This window comes from Kitasatospora sp. NPDC059648 (assembly GCF_042734825.1).
In the GTDB taxonomy this organism is placed as follows: Bacteria; Actinomycetota; Actinomycetes; order Streptomycetales; family Streptomycetaceae; genus Kitasatospora.
The window spans coordinates 17712-33625 of sequence record NZ_JBHWDU010000055.1; the positions used below are offsets into that span (position 1 = coordinate 17712).

At 74.9% G+C, this 15914-nt stretch carries 18 protein-coding genes; 8 read left to right on the forward strand and 10 right to left on the reverse strand.

Annotated features, from left to right (window positions below; genetic code table 11):
• Nucleotides 1-159: 159 nt before the first annotated feature.
• Nucleotides 160-2244 (forward strand): primosomal protein N', encoded by a 2085-nt coding sequence (locus tag ACFV1W_RS26995; protein WP_380419828.1) that lies wholly within the window; start codon nt 160-162, stop codon nt 2242-2244.
• A gap of 63 nt (nt 2245-2307) precedes the next feature.
• Here ACFV1W_RS26995 and ACFV1W_RS27000 read toward each other — a convergent pair whose 3' ends face one another.
• Entirely contained in the window at nt 2308-2952 is a 645-nt protein-coding gene (locus ACFV1W_RS27000; protein ID WP_380419829.1) for a hypothetical protein, read from the reverse strand.
• Between the two features lie 299 nt (nt 2953-3251).
• On the opposite strand from ACFV1W_RS27000, the gene def reads away from it, so the two are divergent.
• From def to ACFV1W_RS27020, 4 genes are all read left to right on the forward strand, one after another.
• Entirely contained in the window at nt 3252-3797 is a 546-nt protein-coding gene (gene def / locus ACFV1W_RS27005) for a peptide deformylase (RefSeq protein WP_380419830.1), read from the forward strand.
• An 82-nt stretch (nt 3798-3879) separates the two neighbouring features.
• Nucleotides 3880-4818, forward strand: coding sequence for a methionyl-tRNA formyltransferase (gene fmt / locus ACFV1W_RS27010; protein WP_380419831.1), 939 nt, complete (start codon nt 3880-3882; stop codon nt 4816-4818).
• Nucleotides 4819-4993: 175 nt separating this feature from the next.
• On the forward strand, nt 4994-6463 hold the full coding sequence (locus tag ACFV1W_RS27015; protein ID WP_380419832.1) for an RsmB/NOP family class I SAM-dependent RNA methyltransferase: 1470 nt from the start codon (nt 4994-4996) through the stop codon (nt 6461-6463).
• A 129-nt stretch (nt 6464-6592) separates the two neighbouring features.
• Nucleotides 6593-7648, forward strand: coding sequence for a MerR family transcriptional regulator (locus ACFV1W_RS27020; protein ID WP_380419833.1), 1056 nt, complete (start codon nt 6593-6595; stop codon nt 7646-7648).
• On the opposite strand, the gene ACFV1W_RS27025 is transcribed toward ACFV1W_RS27020, so the two are convergent.
• The 8 genes from ACFV1W_RS27025 to ACFV1W_RS27060 all read right to left on the reverse strand — a co-directional run bounded on the left by ACFV1W_RS27025 (nt 7645) and on the right by ACFV1W_RS27060 (nt 12926).
• Nucleotides 7645-8097: a hypothetical protein gene (locus tag ACFV1W_RS27025; protein ID WP_380419834.1), complete on the reverse strand. Its 453-nt coding sequence runs from the start codon at nt 8095-8097 to the stop codon at nt 7645-7647. The genes ACFV1W_RS27020 and ACFV1W_RS27025 overlap by 4 nt on opposite strands.
• 183 nt (nt 8098-8280) lie before the next feature.
• On the reverse strand, nt 8281-8610 hold the full coding sequence (locus ACFV1W_RS27030; RefSeq protein WP_380419835.1) for a sulfurtransferase TusA family protein: 330 nt from the start codon (nt 8608-8610) through the stop codon (nt 8281-8283).
• Nucleotides 8607-8972, reverse strand: a complete 366-nt coding sequence (locus ACFV1W_RS27035) for a hypothetical protein (protein ID WP_380419836.1) — start codon at nt 8970-8972, stop codon at nt 8607-8609. The genes ACFV1W_RS27030 and ACFV1W_RS27035 overlap by 4 nt, the downstream gene beginning before the upstream one ends.
• A 134-nt stretch (nt 8973-9106) precedes the next feature.
• On the reverse strand, nt 9107-9601 hold the full coding sequence (locus ACFV1W_RS27040; protein ID WP_380419837.1) for a MarR family winged helix-turn-helix transcriptional regulator: 495 nt from the start codon (nt 9599-9601) through the stop codon (nt 9107-9109).
• A 72-nt stretch (nt 9602-9673) separates the two neighbouring features.
• Nucleotides 9674-10036, reverse strand: a complete 363-nt coding sequence (locus tag ACFV1W_RS27045) for a DUF6204 family protein (protein ID WP_380419838.1) — start codon at nt 10034-10036, stop codon at nt 9674-9676.
• Between the two features lie 457 nt (nt 10037-10493).
• Nucleotides 10494-11168: a hypothetical protein gene (locus ACFV1W_RS27050; protein WP_380419839.1), complete on the reverse strand. Its 675-nt coding sequence runs from the start codon at nt 11166-11168 to the stop codon at nt 10494-10496.
• Nucleotides 11169-11372: 204 nt separating this feature from the next.
• Nucleotides 11373-12062 (reverse strand): alpha/beta hydrolase, encoded by a 690-nt coding sequence (locus tag ACFV1W_RS27055; protein ID WP_380419840.1) that lies wholly within the window; start codon nt 12060-12062, stop codon nt 11373-11375.
• Nucleotides 12063-12608: 546 nt separating this feature from the next.
• A complete protein-coding gene (locus tag ACFV1W_RS27060) occupies nt 12609-12926 on the reverse strand; it encodes an ArsR/SmtB family transcription factor (protein WP_380419841.1) in 318 nt (105 codons plus the stop codon).
• A 112-nt stretch (nt 12927-13038) separates the two neighbouring features.
• Here ACFV1W_RS27060 and ACFV1W_RS27065 point away from each other — a divergent pair, with 112 nt between their 5' ends.
• The 3 genes from ACFV1W_RS27065 (at nt 13039) to ACFV1W_RS27075 (ending at nt 15628) form a co-directional block, all read left to right on the forward strand.
• Nucleotides 13039-13419 carry a hypothetical protein gene (locus tag ACFV1W_RS27065; RefSeq protein WP_380419842.1) on the forward strand — a complete coding sequence of 127 codons (381 nt, stop codon included), beginning with the start codon at nt 13039-13041 and terminating at the stop codon, nt 13417-13419.
• Between the two features lie 198 nt (nt 13420-13617).
• Entirely contained in the window at nt 13618-13986 is a 369-nt protein-coding gene (locus tag ACFV1W_RS27070; protein ID WP_380419843.1) for a hypothetical protein, read from the forward strand.
• Between the two features lie 142 nt (nt 13987-14128).
• Complete coding sequence (locus ACFV1W_RS27075; protein ID WP_380419844.1) at nt 14129-15628, forward strand: PQQ-binding-like beta-propeller repeat protein; 1500 nt, start codon at nt 14129-14131, stop codon at nt 15626-15628.
• Between the two features lie 53 nt (nt 15629-15681).
• Here the strand turns inward: ACFV1W_RS27075 and ACFV1W_RS27080 are convergent, their stop codons facing one another.
• The gene (locus ACFV1W_RS27080) at nt 15682-15909 is read right to left on the reverse strand and encodes a DUF397 domain-containing protein (protein WP_380419864.1); all 228 of its coding nucleotides are present in this window, start codon (nt 15907-15909) and stop codon (nt 15682-15684) included.
• Between the last annotated feature and the right edge of the window lie 5 nt (nt 15910-15914).

Sequence of the window (15914 nt, forward strand, 5' to 3'; positions counted from 1 at the left end):
GTTTTCTCTCGTGTCCGCCCCCCTCTGTTTTTATTTCTATTTCGGCGCCGGACTTTTTGGCCGTTGGCGGGGCGGGCGCCCACCCCGCCGGGGGGGGGGGGGCCCCCCCGCTCCGCGTCTGTGCGCGGTGTCGGTGTGACCTGGTAGTACTTGGGAGCGATGAGCAGCACAGGGGAGAACGGGGCCGCCGAGCCGGAGCAGCTGGCGTTCATCCGGGAGACGGTCAAGCGGGCCAGACCCCGGACGTGGAAGGGCGCCAAGCGGGCGGAGCACCTGCCGGTGGCCCGGGTCGTGGTGGACAAGGGCGTGCTCACCATCGACAAGTTCTTCGACTACGAAGTGCCGGCCGCCATGGCCGAGGAGGCCCGGCCGGGTGCCCGGGTGCGGGTGCGCTTCGGGGCGCGGGTGGTCAAGGGCCAGCGCGAGGGCGGGGAACTGCACGACGGGTTCATCGTCGCCCGGCTGGAGAAGAGCGACTTCCCGGGCCCGCTCGCCCCGCTCGCCCAGGTGCTCTCGCCCGAGCCGGTGCTCTCCCCGCAGCTGCTGCGGCTGTGCCGCACCGTCGCCGACCGGTACGCCGGGACCTTGGCCGACGTGCTGCAACTGGCCGTCCCGCCCCGGCACGCCAAGGCGGAGGCCGAGCCCTCGCCGCAGCCGCTGCCGCGTCCGCAGCCCCCGGCGCCCGGCGGCTGGCAGCGCTACCCGGCCGGACCCGACTTCCTCGCCGCGCTGGCGGGCGGCGGCTCGCCGCGCGCCGTGTGGGCGGCGCTGCCCGGGCCCGGCTGGCCGTACGAGATCGCCCGGGCCGTCGCGGCGACGCTCGCGGGCGGGCGCGGGGCGCTGGTCGTGCTGCCCGACCGGCGGTCGGTGGCCCGGGTCGACCAGGCGCTGACCGAACTGCTCGGACCCGGGATGCACGTGGCGCTGGAGGCCGAACTCGGCCCGCGCGAGCGCTACCGGCGCTGGCTCGCGGTCAGCCGCGGCTCGGTGCACGCCGCGATCGGGACCAGGGCCACCATGTTCGCGCCGGTGCGCGACCTCGGGCTGGTCGTGGTCTGGTCCGACGGCGACAGCAGTCACAGCGACCCGCGCGCCCCGCACCCGCACGTGCGCGAGGTCGCGCTGCTGCGCGCCGCCGAGGAGGGTGCGGCGGTGCTGCTCGGCGGGCACGCGGTGACGGTGGAGGGCGCCCAGCTGGTCAGCACCGGCTGGGCGCGGCCGCTGGTCGCCGACCGCGAGACGGTCCGGCAGGTCGCCCCCAGGGTGCGCACCGTGACCGACCAGGACCAGCACCGGGACGCCGCGGCCCAGGCCGCCCGGCTGCCCTCGGTGGCCTGGGAGGCCGCCCGGGAGTCGCTGGCGGCCGGGCACCCGGTGCTCATCCAGGTGCCCCGGCGCGGCTACGTGCCCCGGCTGGCCTGCGGGCGCTGCCGCACCCCGGCCCGCTGCCGGCGCTGCGAGGGACCGCTGGAGGCGCCCTCGGCGGACGCCGCGCTGCGGTGCGGCTGGTGCGGGGAGGCGGAGAACGACTGGCACTGCCCCGAGTGCGGCTCCTTCCGGCTGCGGGCGCAGGTGGTCGGCGCCCGGCGCACGGCGGAGGAACTCGGCAAGGCCTTTCCGCGGATACCGGTGCGCGCCTCGGGACGGGACGCGGTGCTGGACACCGTGCCGGAGGAGCCCTCGCTGGTGATCTCCACCCCCGGCGCCGAGCCGGTGGTCGAGGGCGGCGGCGGGTACGGGGCCGTGCTGCTGCTGGACGGCTGGGCGCTGCTCAGCCGGCCCGACCTGAGGGCCGCGGAGGAGACGCTGCGGCTCTGGCTGGCGGCGGCCGCACTCGCCCGGCCGTCCGCGGAGGGCGGGACGGTGGTGGTGGTCGCCGAGCCGTCGGCCCGGCCGGTGCAGGCGCTGGTGCGCTGGGACCCGTTGGGGCACGCCGGACTGGAACGCGACGAGCGGGCGCAGCTGCACTTCCCGCCGGTGTCGCGGATGGCCTCGGTGAGCGGCAGCCCGGCGGCCGTCGCCGACCTGCTGAACCTGATCCGGCTGCCGGAGGGCGCGGACGTGCTCGGGCCGGTGCCGGCGCCCGCGCTGCGGGGAGAGGAGCAGGAGCGGGCGCTGCTGCGGGTGGCGCCCGGGCAGGGGGCCGCGCTGGCGGCGGCGCTCAAGGCGGCGCAGATCGCGCGGATCGCGCTGCGGACGGCGGAGGCGGTGCGGGTGCGGGTGGATCCGACGGACATCGGGTGAGATGGCTGGGGGCGGGGTGAGTGGGCCACCCCGCCCCGGGCGGCCCGGTCGTGGCGGGGTCGGTCAGCCCCGGAGGGTGATGTTGGTGCGGTCCGGCTGCGGGCGGTCGATGCCCGTTCGGTCGATGCCCGTTCGGTCGATGCCCGTTCGGTCGATGCCCGCGCGGTCGATGCCCGCGCGGTCGAGCGGGGCGCGGTCGAGGGCGTTGCGCTCCAGGGCGGTGCGGTCCAGGCCGCCCTGGCGGGCGGCGGGGACGGTGGCGGCCAGGCCGCCGCGTTCGGCGGGGGCGGGGAGTTCCTCGGAGCGGTCCGGGCGGCTGGGGCCCGGGACGGCGCCGCTGGCGGCGAGGAGTTCGCTGGTCGGGCGGCGCATGCCGTAACGGCGGTGCACGGCCTGCTTGGTGACCCCGAGGGCGGAGCCCACCGAGTCCCAGGAGAAGCCCAGCGCGCGGTCGAACTCGACCGCCGCCGCCACCAGGGTCTCCACGCTCTCCCGCAGCTCCTGCGCCAGGCGCACGGTCGGCGCGGGCGCCCGGCCGTACACCACGAAGCCGGCCGAGGTGCTCGGGCGGCGCGGTCGGTACACGTTGCCCAGCTGGGCGGTGAGCGTCCGCAGCGCGTCGACCTGGCGCCTCACCCGCTCGATGTCCCGCACCAGCAGGTGCAGGCTCGCCCGCGCCCGGGCGTCGTGGTTGATCTGCTCGGCCATGGCCTACGCGCCACCTTCCGTACGGTTCAGCTCGGCCGGGGCTCGGTGTCCCGTGCGCCCGGCCCCGGTCAATCTCTCTTGACCAACGCCGAAGCGGGGGCCGGGGTAACGCGGCTCGGTGACTCGGGATATGCCAGAAGCGGGTGCGGGTGTCGCGGGGAGGCGGTGCCGTGGTCGCGGGGAGGCGGTGCGGGCGGGCCAGGACGGCCCGTCGGAGCGCCGGGGGGAGTTGCATAGACTTGCGGTGAACCAGTCGTTGCCCGAAAGCCCGTGACCTCGCGGACAGGAGCCCGTACCCCGTGGCGATCCAGCCGATCCGTCTCTTCGGAGACCCCGTCCTGCGGGCCACCGCCCAGCCGGTGACCACCTTCGACAAGGAACTGCGCAACCTGGTCAGCGACCTCACCGACACCATGCTCGACGCCCCCGGCGCCGGCCTCGCCGCTCCCCAACTCGGCGTCTCGCTACGGGTCTTCACGTACCACGTGGACGGCGTCACCGGGCACCTGATCAACCCGGACCTCTCGCTCAGCGAGGACGAGCAGGAGGGTCCGGAGGGCTGCCTCTCGCTGCCTGGGCTCCGTTACGACACCAGGCGCGCCTACGGCGTGGTGGCCAAGGGCTTCAACATGTACGGCGATCCGGTCACGGTGGAGGGCACCCAGCTGCTCGCCCGGTGCATCCAGCACGAGACCGACCACCTGGACGGCATCATCTTCATCGACCGGCTCGACCGGGAGCAGCGCAAGGCCGCGCTGAAGGCGATCCGGGAGAGCGACTGGGGCGCCGGTCCGGCGCCGGTCGTCAAGGTGTCGCCGCACAGCACCTTCGGCTCGGCGCGCTGAGCCCGGTTCTCCGGTCCTCGCTTCCTCATCCCCTCGCTTCTTCGCTTCTTCGTTTGCGGATTCGTTTGCAGAAAGGCACTTGATGCGTCTCGTCTTCGCCGGCACCCCCGAGGTCGCCGTTCCCGCCCTGGACGCGCTGATCGCCTCCGACCGGCACGAGGTCGTCGCGGTGGTCACCCGCCCCGACGCCCCCGCCGGGCGCGGGCGCAAGCTGGTCGCCAGCCCCGTCGCCCAGCGCGCCGAGGAGGCCGGGATCGAGGTCCTCAAGCCGGCGAAGCCCAGCGACCCGGACTTCGTCGCCCGGCTCACCGAACTCGCCCCCGACTGCTGCCCGGTGGTCGCCTACGGCGCGCTGCTGCGCCCCGGCACCCTGGAGATCCCGGTGCACGGCTGGGTCAACCTGCACTTCTCGCTGCTGCCCGCCTGGCGCGGCGCGGCCCCGGTCCAGCACTCGGTGCTGGCCGGCGACGAGGTCACCGGCGCGTCCACCTTCCTGATCGAGCAGGGTTTGGACTCCGGTCCGGTCTACGGCGTGATCACCGAGGAGATCCGCCCGAGCGACACCAGCGGTGAACTGCTCACCCGGCTCTCGGTCTCGGGAGCCCGGCTGCTCGTGGCCACCATGGACGGCATCGAGGACGGCTCGCTGCACGCCGTGCCGCAGCCGGTCGAGGGCGTCACCCTCGCGCCGAAGATCAGCGTCGAGGACGCGCGGATCGAGTGGAACCACCCGGCGCTGCGGATCGACCGGGTGGTGCGCGGCTGCGCGCCGGCGCCGGGCGCGTGGACGGAGTTCCGGGGTGAGCGGCTGAAGGTCACCGGGCCGGTCAAGCTGCTGCCGGACACCGCCGAGCTGGCGCCGGGCGAGGTCGCGATGGTCGGCAAGAACAGCGTGCGGGTCGGCACGGGGAGCCACGACATCGAGCTGGGTGAGGTGCGTCCGCAGGGGAAGAAGGCGATGCGGGCGGCCGACTGGGCGCGCGGGGCGCGGCTGGAGGCGGGGGAGCGCTTCGGGGTGTGAGCGCGCCGTCCGGCGGCGGAGCCTGAGCGCCGTCCGGCGGGCGCCGGGGGCGCGGGGGCGGGCTCCGGAGGCGGCCCGGGACGGCTCGGGGCTGCCCGGTAGGGCTGACCGTCGGGTTTGGCGTTACTGTTCGTTCGAGATCTTCTGATAACCATCGCAGCACTTTGAGGCACTTGTGAGCACCCCCGGTACCCCTGGCAACTCCGGCAACCCCGGCACCTCCGGCGCCAAGCGCGCGCCGCGTCCGCATCGTCGGCCGAAGAAGGACCCGGCGCGGATCGTCGCCTTCCGCGCCCTCCGCGCCGTCGACGAGCGGGACGCGTACGCCAACCTGATCCTGCCGTCCCTGCTGCGCGAGGCCGAGCAGAAGGGCATGGACCGGCGCGACGCCGCCCTCGCCACCGAGCTCGTCTACGGCACCCTGCGCCTTCAGGGCACCTACGACGCGGTCATCGCGGCCTGCATCGACCGGCCGCTGAGCAAGGTCGACCCGCCGGTGCTGGACGTGCTCTCGCTCGGCGCCCACCAGCTGCTCACCACGCGCATCCCCAGCCACGCGGCCGTCTCGGCGACCGTCGAGCTGGCCCGCGTGGTGCTCGGCGACGGCAAGGCCAAGTTCGTCAACGCCGTGCTGCGCCGGATCAGCGCCCATGACCTGGACGGCTGGATCGAGCGGGTCGCCCCGCCGTACGACAAGGATGCCGAGGACCACCTGGCCGTCGTGCACTCCCACCCGCGCTGGGTGGTCTCCGCGCTCTGGGACTCGCTCGGCCGCTGGCAGCCGGACGCCTCCGGGCGCACCGCGATGGAGGAGCTGCTGCGGGCCGACAACGAGCGGCCCGAGGTCACCCTGGTCGCCCGGCCCGGCCGGGCCACCGTCGGCGAACTGGCAGACGCCCTGCCGGAGGCCACGCCCGGACGCTGGTCCCCGTTGGCACTGCGGCTCGCCGAGGGCGGCGACCCGGGTGCGCTGGCCGCCGTGCGGGAGAACCGGGCGGGCGTGCAGGACGAGGGTAGCCAGCTGGTCGCGCTGGCCCTGGCCGCGGCGCCGCTGGAGGGCCCGGACCGGCTCTGGCTGGACGGCTGCGCCGGACCGGGCGGCAAGGCCGCGCTGCTCGGCGCACTGGCCGCCGAGCGGGGCGCGGGGCTGGTCGCGAGCGAGAAGCAGCCGCACCGGGCCCGGCTGGTGGCGCGGGCGCTGGAGGGCAACCCCGGCCCGTCCACGGTGATCGCGGCCGACGGGACGCGCCCGGCCTGGCGCTCGGGCGGCTTCGACCGGGTGCTGGTCGACGTGCCGTGCTCCGGCCTGGGCGCACTGCGGCGCCGTCCGGAGGCGCGCTGGCGACGTCGGCCGGCCGACGTCGCGGCCGTCGGGCCGCTCCAGCGGGACCTGCTGCGTTCGGCGATCGAGGCCACCCGGGTCGGCGGCGTGGTCGGCTACGCGACCTGCTCGCCGCACCTCGCCGAGACCCGGGCGGTCGTCGACGACGTGCTGCGTGGTGAGGGCGGCCGGGTCGAGTGGATCGACGCGCGGCCGCTGCTGCCCGGCGTGCCGGCGCTCGGGGACGGGCCGGACGTGCAGCTGTGGCCGCACCTGCACGGGACGGACGCGATGTACCTGGCGCTGCTGCGGCGCACTGCCTGAGAGCGGCCCGTACCGGCTGGGGGCGGGCGCGCACCGTCCGGGGGCGGCGCGCACCGTCCCGGGGGCCGACCGGAGTCGGCGAGGGCGGGCTTGCGCCTCCTGTAGGGGGGAGGCGGCAGGGTGATGGGCATGAACGGCGATGCGCTCCTCACGACCGGTCCGCTCCTCACCATCGGCGAGCTGGCCCGGCGGACCGGGCTGACGGTGAAGACCGTCCGGTTCTACTCGGACCAGGGGATCCTGTCGCCGGCCGACCGCAACCCGGCCGGCCACCGGCAGTACGGCGCGGACGCCGTCGCACGTCTGGATCTGGTGCGCACCCTGCGCGAGCTCGGGCTCGGACTGCCCGAGGTCCGGCAGGTGCTGGAGCACGAACGCGGTCTATCCGAGGTCGCGGCGGCGCACGCCGCGGCGCTCGACGTCCGGATCCGGGTGCTGCGCCTGCGACAGGCGGTGTTGCGGACGGTGGCCGCGCGCGGGGCTACCGCAGAGGAGCTGACGCTCGTGCACCGCTTGGCCCGGTTGACGGAGGACGGACGGGGGCGTCTGGTCGGGGAGTTCCTGGCCGAGGTGTTCGGTTCGACTGCTCCCGGGGACGCCCGGTTCGGAGGGGACGCTCGGTTCGGAGGGGACGCTCGGTTCGGAGGGGCCGCCCGGTCGCTGACGCCGGAGCTGCCGGAGGAGCCGTCGGTCGAACAGGTCGAGGCGTGGGTGGAGTTGGCGCTGCTGGCCGAGGACGCCGGATTCCGAGAACTGCTACGGGGGTTGGCGGCGGACGAGGCGAGGGAGGCGGCCGGCGCGGGCCCGGTTCCCCGGCCCGGACTGGCGCTGCTGGTACGGGAGTCGGCCGGTCCGGCGGTTGCGGCCGGGGTGGAGCCGGAATCGGCGGAGGCGGCGAGGGTGGGCGACGTACTCCTGGAGCGGTACGCCCGGCTGGTGGGTGCGGCCGGAGCCGGGGCGGACGGGGCGGTGTTGCGGGCCCGGTTGGCGGGGCGGTTGAGGGCCATGGCGGACCCCCGGCGGGAGCGGTACCTCTCGCTGCTGGCTGTGGTCAACGGCTGGGCGGCGCCGGAGAGTTCGGCCGAGGTCTTGGCCTGGGCGGTGCGGGCGGTGGGCCGAGGGGGGCGGTGGTCTGCTGCTGCGGCCCCAGGGGCCGTCCGGCGGAACCTGCCGGGCATGCCCTAACGCCAGAGGGGCGGCGGTCCGGGGCAGTTGGTGAGGAAGGCGTGGGCCTGGGCGCGGAGGTGGTCGACCGGAGGGTCCTCGCAGATCACCTCCAGGCCGAGTCCGGTGGCCTGGCCCAGGTGGTGGTACGACTGGTAGGCGAGGTACGGGCGGTGGTCGTCGGTGGGGTCCAGCCCGATGGCGAAGGTCGCGAAGTGGGTGCGCTCCTTCTCGGTGCGGGCGAACTCCGTCCGGGAGAGCTCCCATTCGAACTCGTACGGCTCGGGAGCGGAGGGCAGGTCGAGCAGGGCCTGGGCCAGCCGGTGGACCTCGTCCGGGCCGGCGAAGGGCAGCGACTCCGACCAGAGCGGTGCGGCGGCGAACAGCTCCCAGTCGGAGCCGTCGTGGTGGACGGTCAGTTCCCACTCGCCGTCCTGATCGTGCCAGCGACAACTGAGGATCGGATCCATGGTGGTCAACCTCCCTGTGGAGTCCGGCCGTTGCGCTTTCTCCCCATCGTGGCACAGCCGGTGGATGCGGGGAGCCCGGCGTGACCCGTCCTCGGCCGGTTTGCCGGGTTTGCTGGGCTTCCCGCGGCGGACGGCGGACGGGGACGGTGGACGGGGGGCGTGTGTGGGGCCCGGTGGGGCGGGTCAGTCGGTGTCTTCGGTGGGGGCGGGGTGCCAGGGGCGACCGGGCCGGGTCCGGACGGGGGCGGAGGTGAGACGCAGGGCGTACACCTCGCGGTCCGGTGCGGGGGAGGGGACCGGGCCGAGGTACTCGTGGCCGGTCAGGTGGCACCAGGCGGGCAGATCGAGCGGAGCGGCGGGGTCGGTGGTGTGGATGTGGACCACCGCGCCGGCCGGGAGGTGGGCGATCTGCGCGCGCAGGCGGAGCAGGAGTTGGACGCAGAGCAGTCCGGTGCCGTCGACGGCGAGGTCGGGGGCGGCGGGCTCGGGGGCGGTGCTGTCGGGGACGGTCATCGGGGGGTCTCCTGGGTGAGGCGCGGGAGATGGCGGGGCGGTGCCCCCTCCTCGACGGGGCGGACGCCGGCGAGGTGCCAGCCCTCGGCCGGCCGGCCCACCAGCTCGCGGGGGAAGAAGTGGACGGCGAAGCCGCTGCGTTCCCGGATGTCGTCCCCGCGGCCGGCACCGCGTTCGAGCACCTCGTCGGCGTCGGTGGTGGCGAAGGCCCGGGCGGCGTTCCGCGCGAGGTCGGAGGGCAGCTCGCCGTACCTGTCCGGGTCGGCCCGGTGGGCCTGCTGCCGGTGTGCACGTTGGGCGTCCGCGGGGGCGGGCTCCCGGCGGAGCGACGCGGCGGGCGTCGGGCCGGGGGAGCGGGTCATGGTGCTGCCTTCGCGGGGTGTGCCGTGCCGTGGTGCGGGTGATGTCGGAGTGCTGATGCTGGTGGTGCGGTGATGCGGGTGGTGCGGGTTCAGCCTAGGGCGTGGGGCGGGGACGGGGGCGGGGTGGGGCCCCGTCACGGCCTCGGGATGTGGCGGTGTTCGGGGGTGGTGCCGCCGAGGCGGGTGAGCAGGGCGGACAGCTGGGTGAGGTCCTCGCTGCTCCACTGCTCGGGGGCGAAGTGGTCGGCGGCGACCTGCCGGGCGGTGTGCAGCATCTCGGCCAGTCGTTCGCGACCGGTCGGGGTGAGGGCGGCGTAGGCGACCCGGGCGTCCCGGGCGGCGGTCTCGCGGCTCACCAGGCCGATCCGCTCCAGCGGGGCGAGTCCGCGGGTGACGCCGGAGGCGGTGAGGCCGAGGGCCTCGGCGAGGTCGACCCGGCGCATCCGGCCGCCGGGGGCCTGGGCGAGGTGCAACAGCAGGGTGAAGTCGGACAGGCTCACGCCGTGCAGGCGGCTGAGGCTCGCGTCGAAGCGCTTGACCACGGCCGTCTGGGCCCGGACCAGGCGCAGGGCGGTGTCGAGCGGGTCGGGGCGGGAGTCGCTCGTCGGGGTGTTCGCTGGGCTTGTCATTGCCACCTCCTTGACTGCTCAAGTATATGCACGGGCTGAGCCGTCAAGGAGGTGGCGGGGGGAGGGGGTCGGTCAGTTGGCGGCGGAGGCGTTGGCGGCGCGGCGCTGCCGCTTGCCGAGGGGTGCCTGGGAGAGGTCCTCGGCCTGGGAGCGGAGGTTCTTGTAGCCGTAGCCCCGCCCGGCCAGCCAGGACCGCGCCGTCTGCTCGGCCCGTTCGGTGGCCTCCAGGATGTCCTCCTCCGCCTCGCCCTCGTCGAGGAAACGGAAGGTGAACGCGGCGCGGGCGCTGAGGTCGTAGCTGAGGTGGCCCTCGCGGGTGAAGGCGGCGCGCAGTACGTCGTGCTCGGGTGCGGCCGCGAGGAGTTCGGCGCGCTGCTCGTCGCAGAGGCCGTCGAAGACGCCGCGCACCATGATGCGGAAGGTTCGGGTGGTCATGCCCAGACGATAGGCAGGAGGGGTGGTGGACCGCCAATGCGATTTCGTGGGCGGGATGCGCCCCGCCGGCGGGTTGGCCCGACGGCCGGGCGCTGGGCAGGGGGTCAGAGGCGCGGCTTCGGCGACCGGCCTCAGCGGACGAAGGGTCCGAAGGTGGTGGCGTCCAGTCGGAGGGCCGGGGCCGGAGCCCCGGTGCCGACGGAGTAGACCAGGCGCTTTCACCCGTCGGCGGTGGCGAAGATCCCGCTGGAGCAGCCGAGGTCGTGCCCGGTCTTGCCCCAGAGCGTCGTGCCGTCCTGCAGCGGGAAGGCCAGCAGATTGACGCTGTAGCAGGTCCTGGGCCCTTGTCCGGCCCCAACTGGCAGTCGTCGGAGCCGTGCCGTGTCGGCCGCGTTGACGGGTGAGGAGCACGGGTCACCTCAAGGGGTTCCGGGTCGACGACCGGTTTCGGGTTCCCTCAGGGAGCGGATGGGGCCGCCAGCTCGACGGAGTGGACGGTGAACCCACCGGCGGTGACAGGGGCGAAGGGGGCTATCGCCATGCAGGTGCCGACGACGGGCTGGTAGGGGTTGCCGTCCTTGTCCAGGTCCATGTTCCCCACGCCCCAGGAGAAGCCCAGGCGGTTCTTGCCGTGGCCGTGGGCGTCGTAGACGCTCAGGCCTATCCGCTGGCCGACCGGCATGGCGTCGGACTTGGTGATCACGGCGGACAGGGTGGCTACGGGCCCACCGGTGGAGAGGCAGTCGACCGTGGCGTCGGACTGGCGGAAGTCCCCGGAGGCCGTCCGGTGGGAGAAGTGGACGGTGCCCCGGGCATCGGTGGGGAGACCCGTGGGGACGCCGGGCACGGGGCGGGTGTAGGGCGCGCCCTCGGCGTTGACGGTGAACCGGATCTCGTCGTCGGGGCTGAGGGCGTAGTGGATACGGGCGGATCCGCTGACCCGGGCGGTCGCGGTGGCCTCGGCGGAGGCGGTCGCGCGGGGCGGGGACGCGGCGGTGAGCGCCGTGAGGGCGAGGGCCGCGAGGGCGGCGGCCGTGGCGGTGCGGATGCTACGGCCGGTGCGGTTGCTACCGGTGGTTCGGCCAAGGCGGGCAGTTCGGGCAGCGCGGGCGGTTCGGGCAGGGCGGTACACGGTGGAGACTCCCTTCTGCGACGGCCCCGATGGCCGCCGTCTCGGTGACTCCAAGACTGATCGCCGACACCCCATCCCCACATGTGCCGATCGGCATAAAGCGATGACCGAGTTCGCGTGAGGTCCCTGCCGATCGGCAGGGACCTCACGGACGGCCTTGGTACGGACCGCCGTGGCCCGCACCGGTCGTCCTTCCGGCCCCCGCTACGCCCGGGCCGGGAGCCGGGCGCAGACCGCGCCCGTCGCCGGCGGCGCCGTCCCGGCGCCCAGCGCGGCGAGCGCGAAGTCCGTGGTCAGCGCGTTGACGTCGGCGCTCCGCCGGACCAGGTAGTGGCTGCCGCCGGGCACCTCGTACCGGGCGAGCTCGGGCGTGACCCGCCGGGCGCGCAGCGCGTACTCCAGGGACTGGGCGGCGCTCGCCGCGCTGCGGTCGGCCGTGCCGTGCACGATCAGCACCCGGCGCCCGGCGAGCTGCTCGACCCGGTCGCCGCTGGGCAGCCAGGGGGCGATCCCGGCGACCCCGGCGACGTTCGGGTGCCCCGCGCACCAGAACGCGGCCCGCCCGCCGAGCGAGTTGCCGATGAGCACCACCGGTGCGCCGGGGTAACGGCGTTCGAGTTCGTCGAGCGCCCAGCGGGTGTCGACGGCGGTGTCGGCGTCGGCGCCGTTCCAGCCGCTGCAGCGGTAGCGCAGCAGGTGCACCGCCAGGCCGTGCGGGCGGCCGCGGTCGGTGAGTTCGGCGGCGAGCCCCTGCAGGCCGAGCTCGGCGATCCGTAGCGGTCCGCGCCGGCTGCGGACGAATCCGCCGGGCAGCAGCAGGGCGGCGCCGGAGACCGGGCCGTCGCCCTCCCACGGGGTGAGTCGTGCGGTGCGCGGACGCTGCGCTCGGAACACGCCGGTCCTTCCTGGGGGACGGTGGTGCCTGGGGCGGACAGGCGGATTCTACGGTTCCGGCGGCGGGTGACGGTGCGCCAGGAGGTCCCACGGGACCCAGCCGGTGACTCCTGTGCGGGTGACCAGGACCTCCGCCCAGCGGGCGCCGAGCGGCGACGTCCGGGTGGCCACGACCTCGGCCCGGTCGGCGGAGCGTGCCGGACCGATCACGGTGTCGCCGCCGGAGTGGCCCGCCCGGACATGGGCGGCGCTAGCGGAGCCCCCACCCCTTCCCGACCCGGGGCGCCCACGGCTCACCGAGGGTGACGGCCGCCGGGGCCAGCGGACGGCGAGGGAGACCGCCCCCGCCGTCGCCCGGCCGATCACCGCCACGGTGCCCGGCGACGGGACCCCGGGCCGGTGCTGTGCTCGCGGTGCGCGGAAACCGTGGAGAGCGCGGCGGTCATGTACGGCAGAACGAGCCGCCCGTCGTGTACGTGCCGTCGCGCGCGTACGCTCACCCGGTCGGCCGGACGCGCTCCGGGTGGGGAGCCGTCGAACGGGTCGTCACCCATTGTGGCGGCCGGTCAGTTCGTCCAGGACGGCGGTGAGCAGGCCGGGGAGGCGGGCGTCGAGGTCGTTCCGGCGGAGGGTGACCAGGCGGGTCTTGCCGCTGGTGCGGACGGCGACGACGCCCGCCTCGCGGAGGATCCGCCAGTGGTTGGAGAGGGTCGAGCGCGGGACGGTGACGCCCTCGGGGCTGCAGGTGGTCTCGCCCTCCTCGGCGAGGCGGCGGACGAGGTCGAGGCGGACCGGGTCGCCGAGGGCGTGCAGCACGGCGGCGAGGTCGAAGTCCTCGGGGAGGGGTTGGGGCAGCGTCCGCATCGGTTCCTCGGCTGGGCGGCGGCGGGCTCTGGTGGCGGGCCCGGCGGGCAGTCTAGTATCTCGATTCGACAGTTCGGGAAAGTCGAAATAAGAGCGCCGCGCGGTGGGGGCGATGGGGACGATGAAGGTGCTGACGACGCTGGCCCGGGTGTACGTGGACGACCTGGACGCCGCCCTGCCCACGCTGCGCGAACTCACCGGTGAGGAACCGGGGTTGCGCTTCCCGTACGCCGGGGTGGAGGTCGCCCGGATCGGCGGCCTGCTGGTCGTCGCGGGCCCGGAGGGGGCGTTGGCGCCCTTTCGTCGGGTGCAGGCCACCCTGCTGGTCGAGGGCCTGGACGGCCTTGGGGAACTGCTGCGGGCGCAGGGCGGGGAGCTGCTGGACGGTCCCAACCAGGTGCCGACGGGGCGCAATGCCACCGCCCGGCACCCGGGCGGCGCGGTGTTCGAGTACGTTGAGTTCGCCGAGGGCGCACCGGTCTTCGCGAATTGAGGGAACCCCGGCCGCTGGTACTCCGGCCGCCGCAACTCCGACGGGCTGAGCGACGGCGGGCCGAGTGACGACGGGCCGAGCGACTACGGGCTGGGTGGGGACCGGTTGAGCGACGACCCGACCGGCGGAGGCGAGGGGCACCCATGCTGGTGACGCTGACCGGTGGCGCCGCGCCTGGACGTGGGGGATCCGAGGTCGGTGGACGCCGGTCGGCTCGCGGCCGACGTCGATGCCGCGCTCGGGGAGGCCCGGGTGGTGGTCGTGGACAAGCTGTTCGCCCGTACGGTCTCCCCGCTCCGGCCCAGCGGCCGCCTCGACGTCTTCGTCGACCTGCCGGCGGACCTGCGGCTGGCACGCAAGATCGGGCGCAAGTGCGTCGCGGGCGGTTTTCCGCTGGCGGTGCTGCTGCGGAACTACGTCGGGCACCGGCGGGCCGCCCACGAGCGCCATGTCGAGCCGCTGCGGGCGCGCTGCGACCTGGTGGTCGACGGCGCGCTGGCCCCGGAGGTGCTGGCCGGACAGGTGTGGGCAGCGGACGCGAGGGCCGGCCGGGGCCGCGATTCGTAACGAAGGGGCCGGTCAGAGCCTCCTATGTCCAGGGTAGGGCGGGGTTTTCCCTGCTCTTTGTTTAGGATCTTGCTCTGCTCTGCGACGATCCGATGATCGTCGCCCTACTGCGGGGGCGACGCTTCGCAGGGGAGAGACCGGCATGGCCGAGCGGCCCGAGGACAGCGTCGTCCGGGCACGGATGAAGTGGCGCGCCAGGTTCGCCAGGGGCAGGGAAGCCTGGATCGTGGTCTCCGGCGGCGTCCTGGGGGCCATGTTCGCGAGCATGGGGCTGGCGGCGGTGTTCGGCCCGGCGAACGGATTCGGCGGCGACAGCCTCGGCTACATGGGTGCCATCAGCATCCTCGGGCTGCTGCCCTGCGGCGCGGGCTTCGTCTGGGCGCTGATCCACCCCCGGCGCGGGCTCCCCTCGGCGGCCGTCGGCACCGTGCTGGGGCTGGGGCTCTTCCTCTGCTTCGCGGGCGACGGCCTCAACGACTCCTGGAAGGCCCCGCTGGACCACCCGTCCAGCGTCCGCGCGGTCGGCAGCTGGACCAGCGCAGGCCTGGTGGTGCGGGTCCGTCCCGACCAGGTGGTGGCGTACCGCAGCGGCGGCGGGGCGGTGGCCTGGCAGTGGACGCCGCCGGGCGGGGACTCCGTGTGCACGATGAGCCGGGGGATCGGAGCGGGCGGCATCGGCCTGGTCGGCCACTCGCCGCACGGAAAGCCCTGCACGGCCGTGACGGCGCTCGACCTCGCGGACGGCAAGGAGGGCTGGACCGACACCGTGGAGGCCCCGGCCCGGGACGGGGACTCCGCCGACTCGGACCTCGTCGCGGTGGTGGGCACCCGGGCCGTGCTGCAGGGCACCGACGGCTGGAGGGCGGTACGGCTGGCGGACGGCCGGGAGCTGTGGCGCAGCGCGCCCGACGCCGGGTGCACGCCGCTGGAGGTCGCGGGCGGGGAGCAGGACGTGGTGACGGCCGCGCAGTGCGGCGACGGCGCGGCGGTCCTGCGCTCGCTGGCCTCCGGTGACGGGCAGGGGCGGGCCCGGGTCGAGCTGCCGGTGGAGGGCGGGATCAAGAACCTCATGGTGGTGTCGGTCGACCCGCTCGCGGTCTGGGTCGACGCCCAGGCCGATCGCGGCACCCACGCGGTGCTCAGCTATGACCGGTCCGGGAAGCAGCGCGCCTCGATACCGGTCTCCGGCGACGAGTACGACCTGGACGTGATGCTCGGCGGGGTGCACGCCTTCGACGAGTTCACCGCCCGGCCGCTGTTCGGCGGGGTGGTGGTCGACGACCTGTTCATCGTCCCGGGGGAGAAGCCGGGCGACGTCGGCATCAGCGGTGGCACACATCCGGGCCGCACGGCCACCGGACGGCTGGTCGCGTACTCCCTGGCAGACGGCAGCAAGCAGTGGACGGCCGGCCTGGACGACCAGGTGACGGGCGTGCTGGTGGACGGCGGTTCGGTGTGGGCGATGACCCGCGACCGGCTGACCCGGGTCGACGCGGCGACCGGCCGCCGCAGCCGCGAGCTGGACGTCAACGACACGGCCTCGCTGTACCCGGTGGATCTGGCGGTGGCGGGCCGGGAGCGGTTCACGGTGGTCGCGGAGGACGGGACGAGCGACGAGCCGCCGGTCCGGGGGATGAGCTGACCCACCGAGGGGCCGGCCCTGCCTGCGAGGCGCACGGGCAGGGCCGGAGTTGCTCAAGCGGTGAAGCGGGGGTCCCGGGCTTCGATGGCCTGGACGAAGGCGGTCCACTCGGCCTGGTTGAAGGCGAGGTGGGGGCGGTCGGGGTTCTTGTCGTCGCCGAGCCAGACGTCGCCGTTGTCGAAGCGGGCGATGATCACGCAACTGCCGTTGCCATCCCCGGAGAAGGGAGACTTGAACCTACTCGGCGTCAGCAGGGCTGTGGTCGTACGGGTCGTGCATATCGCTC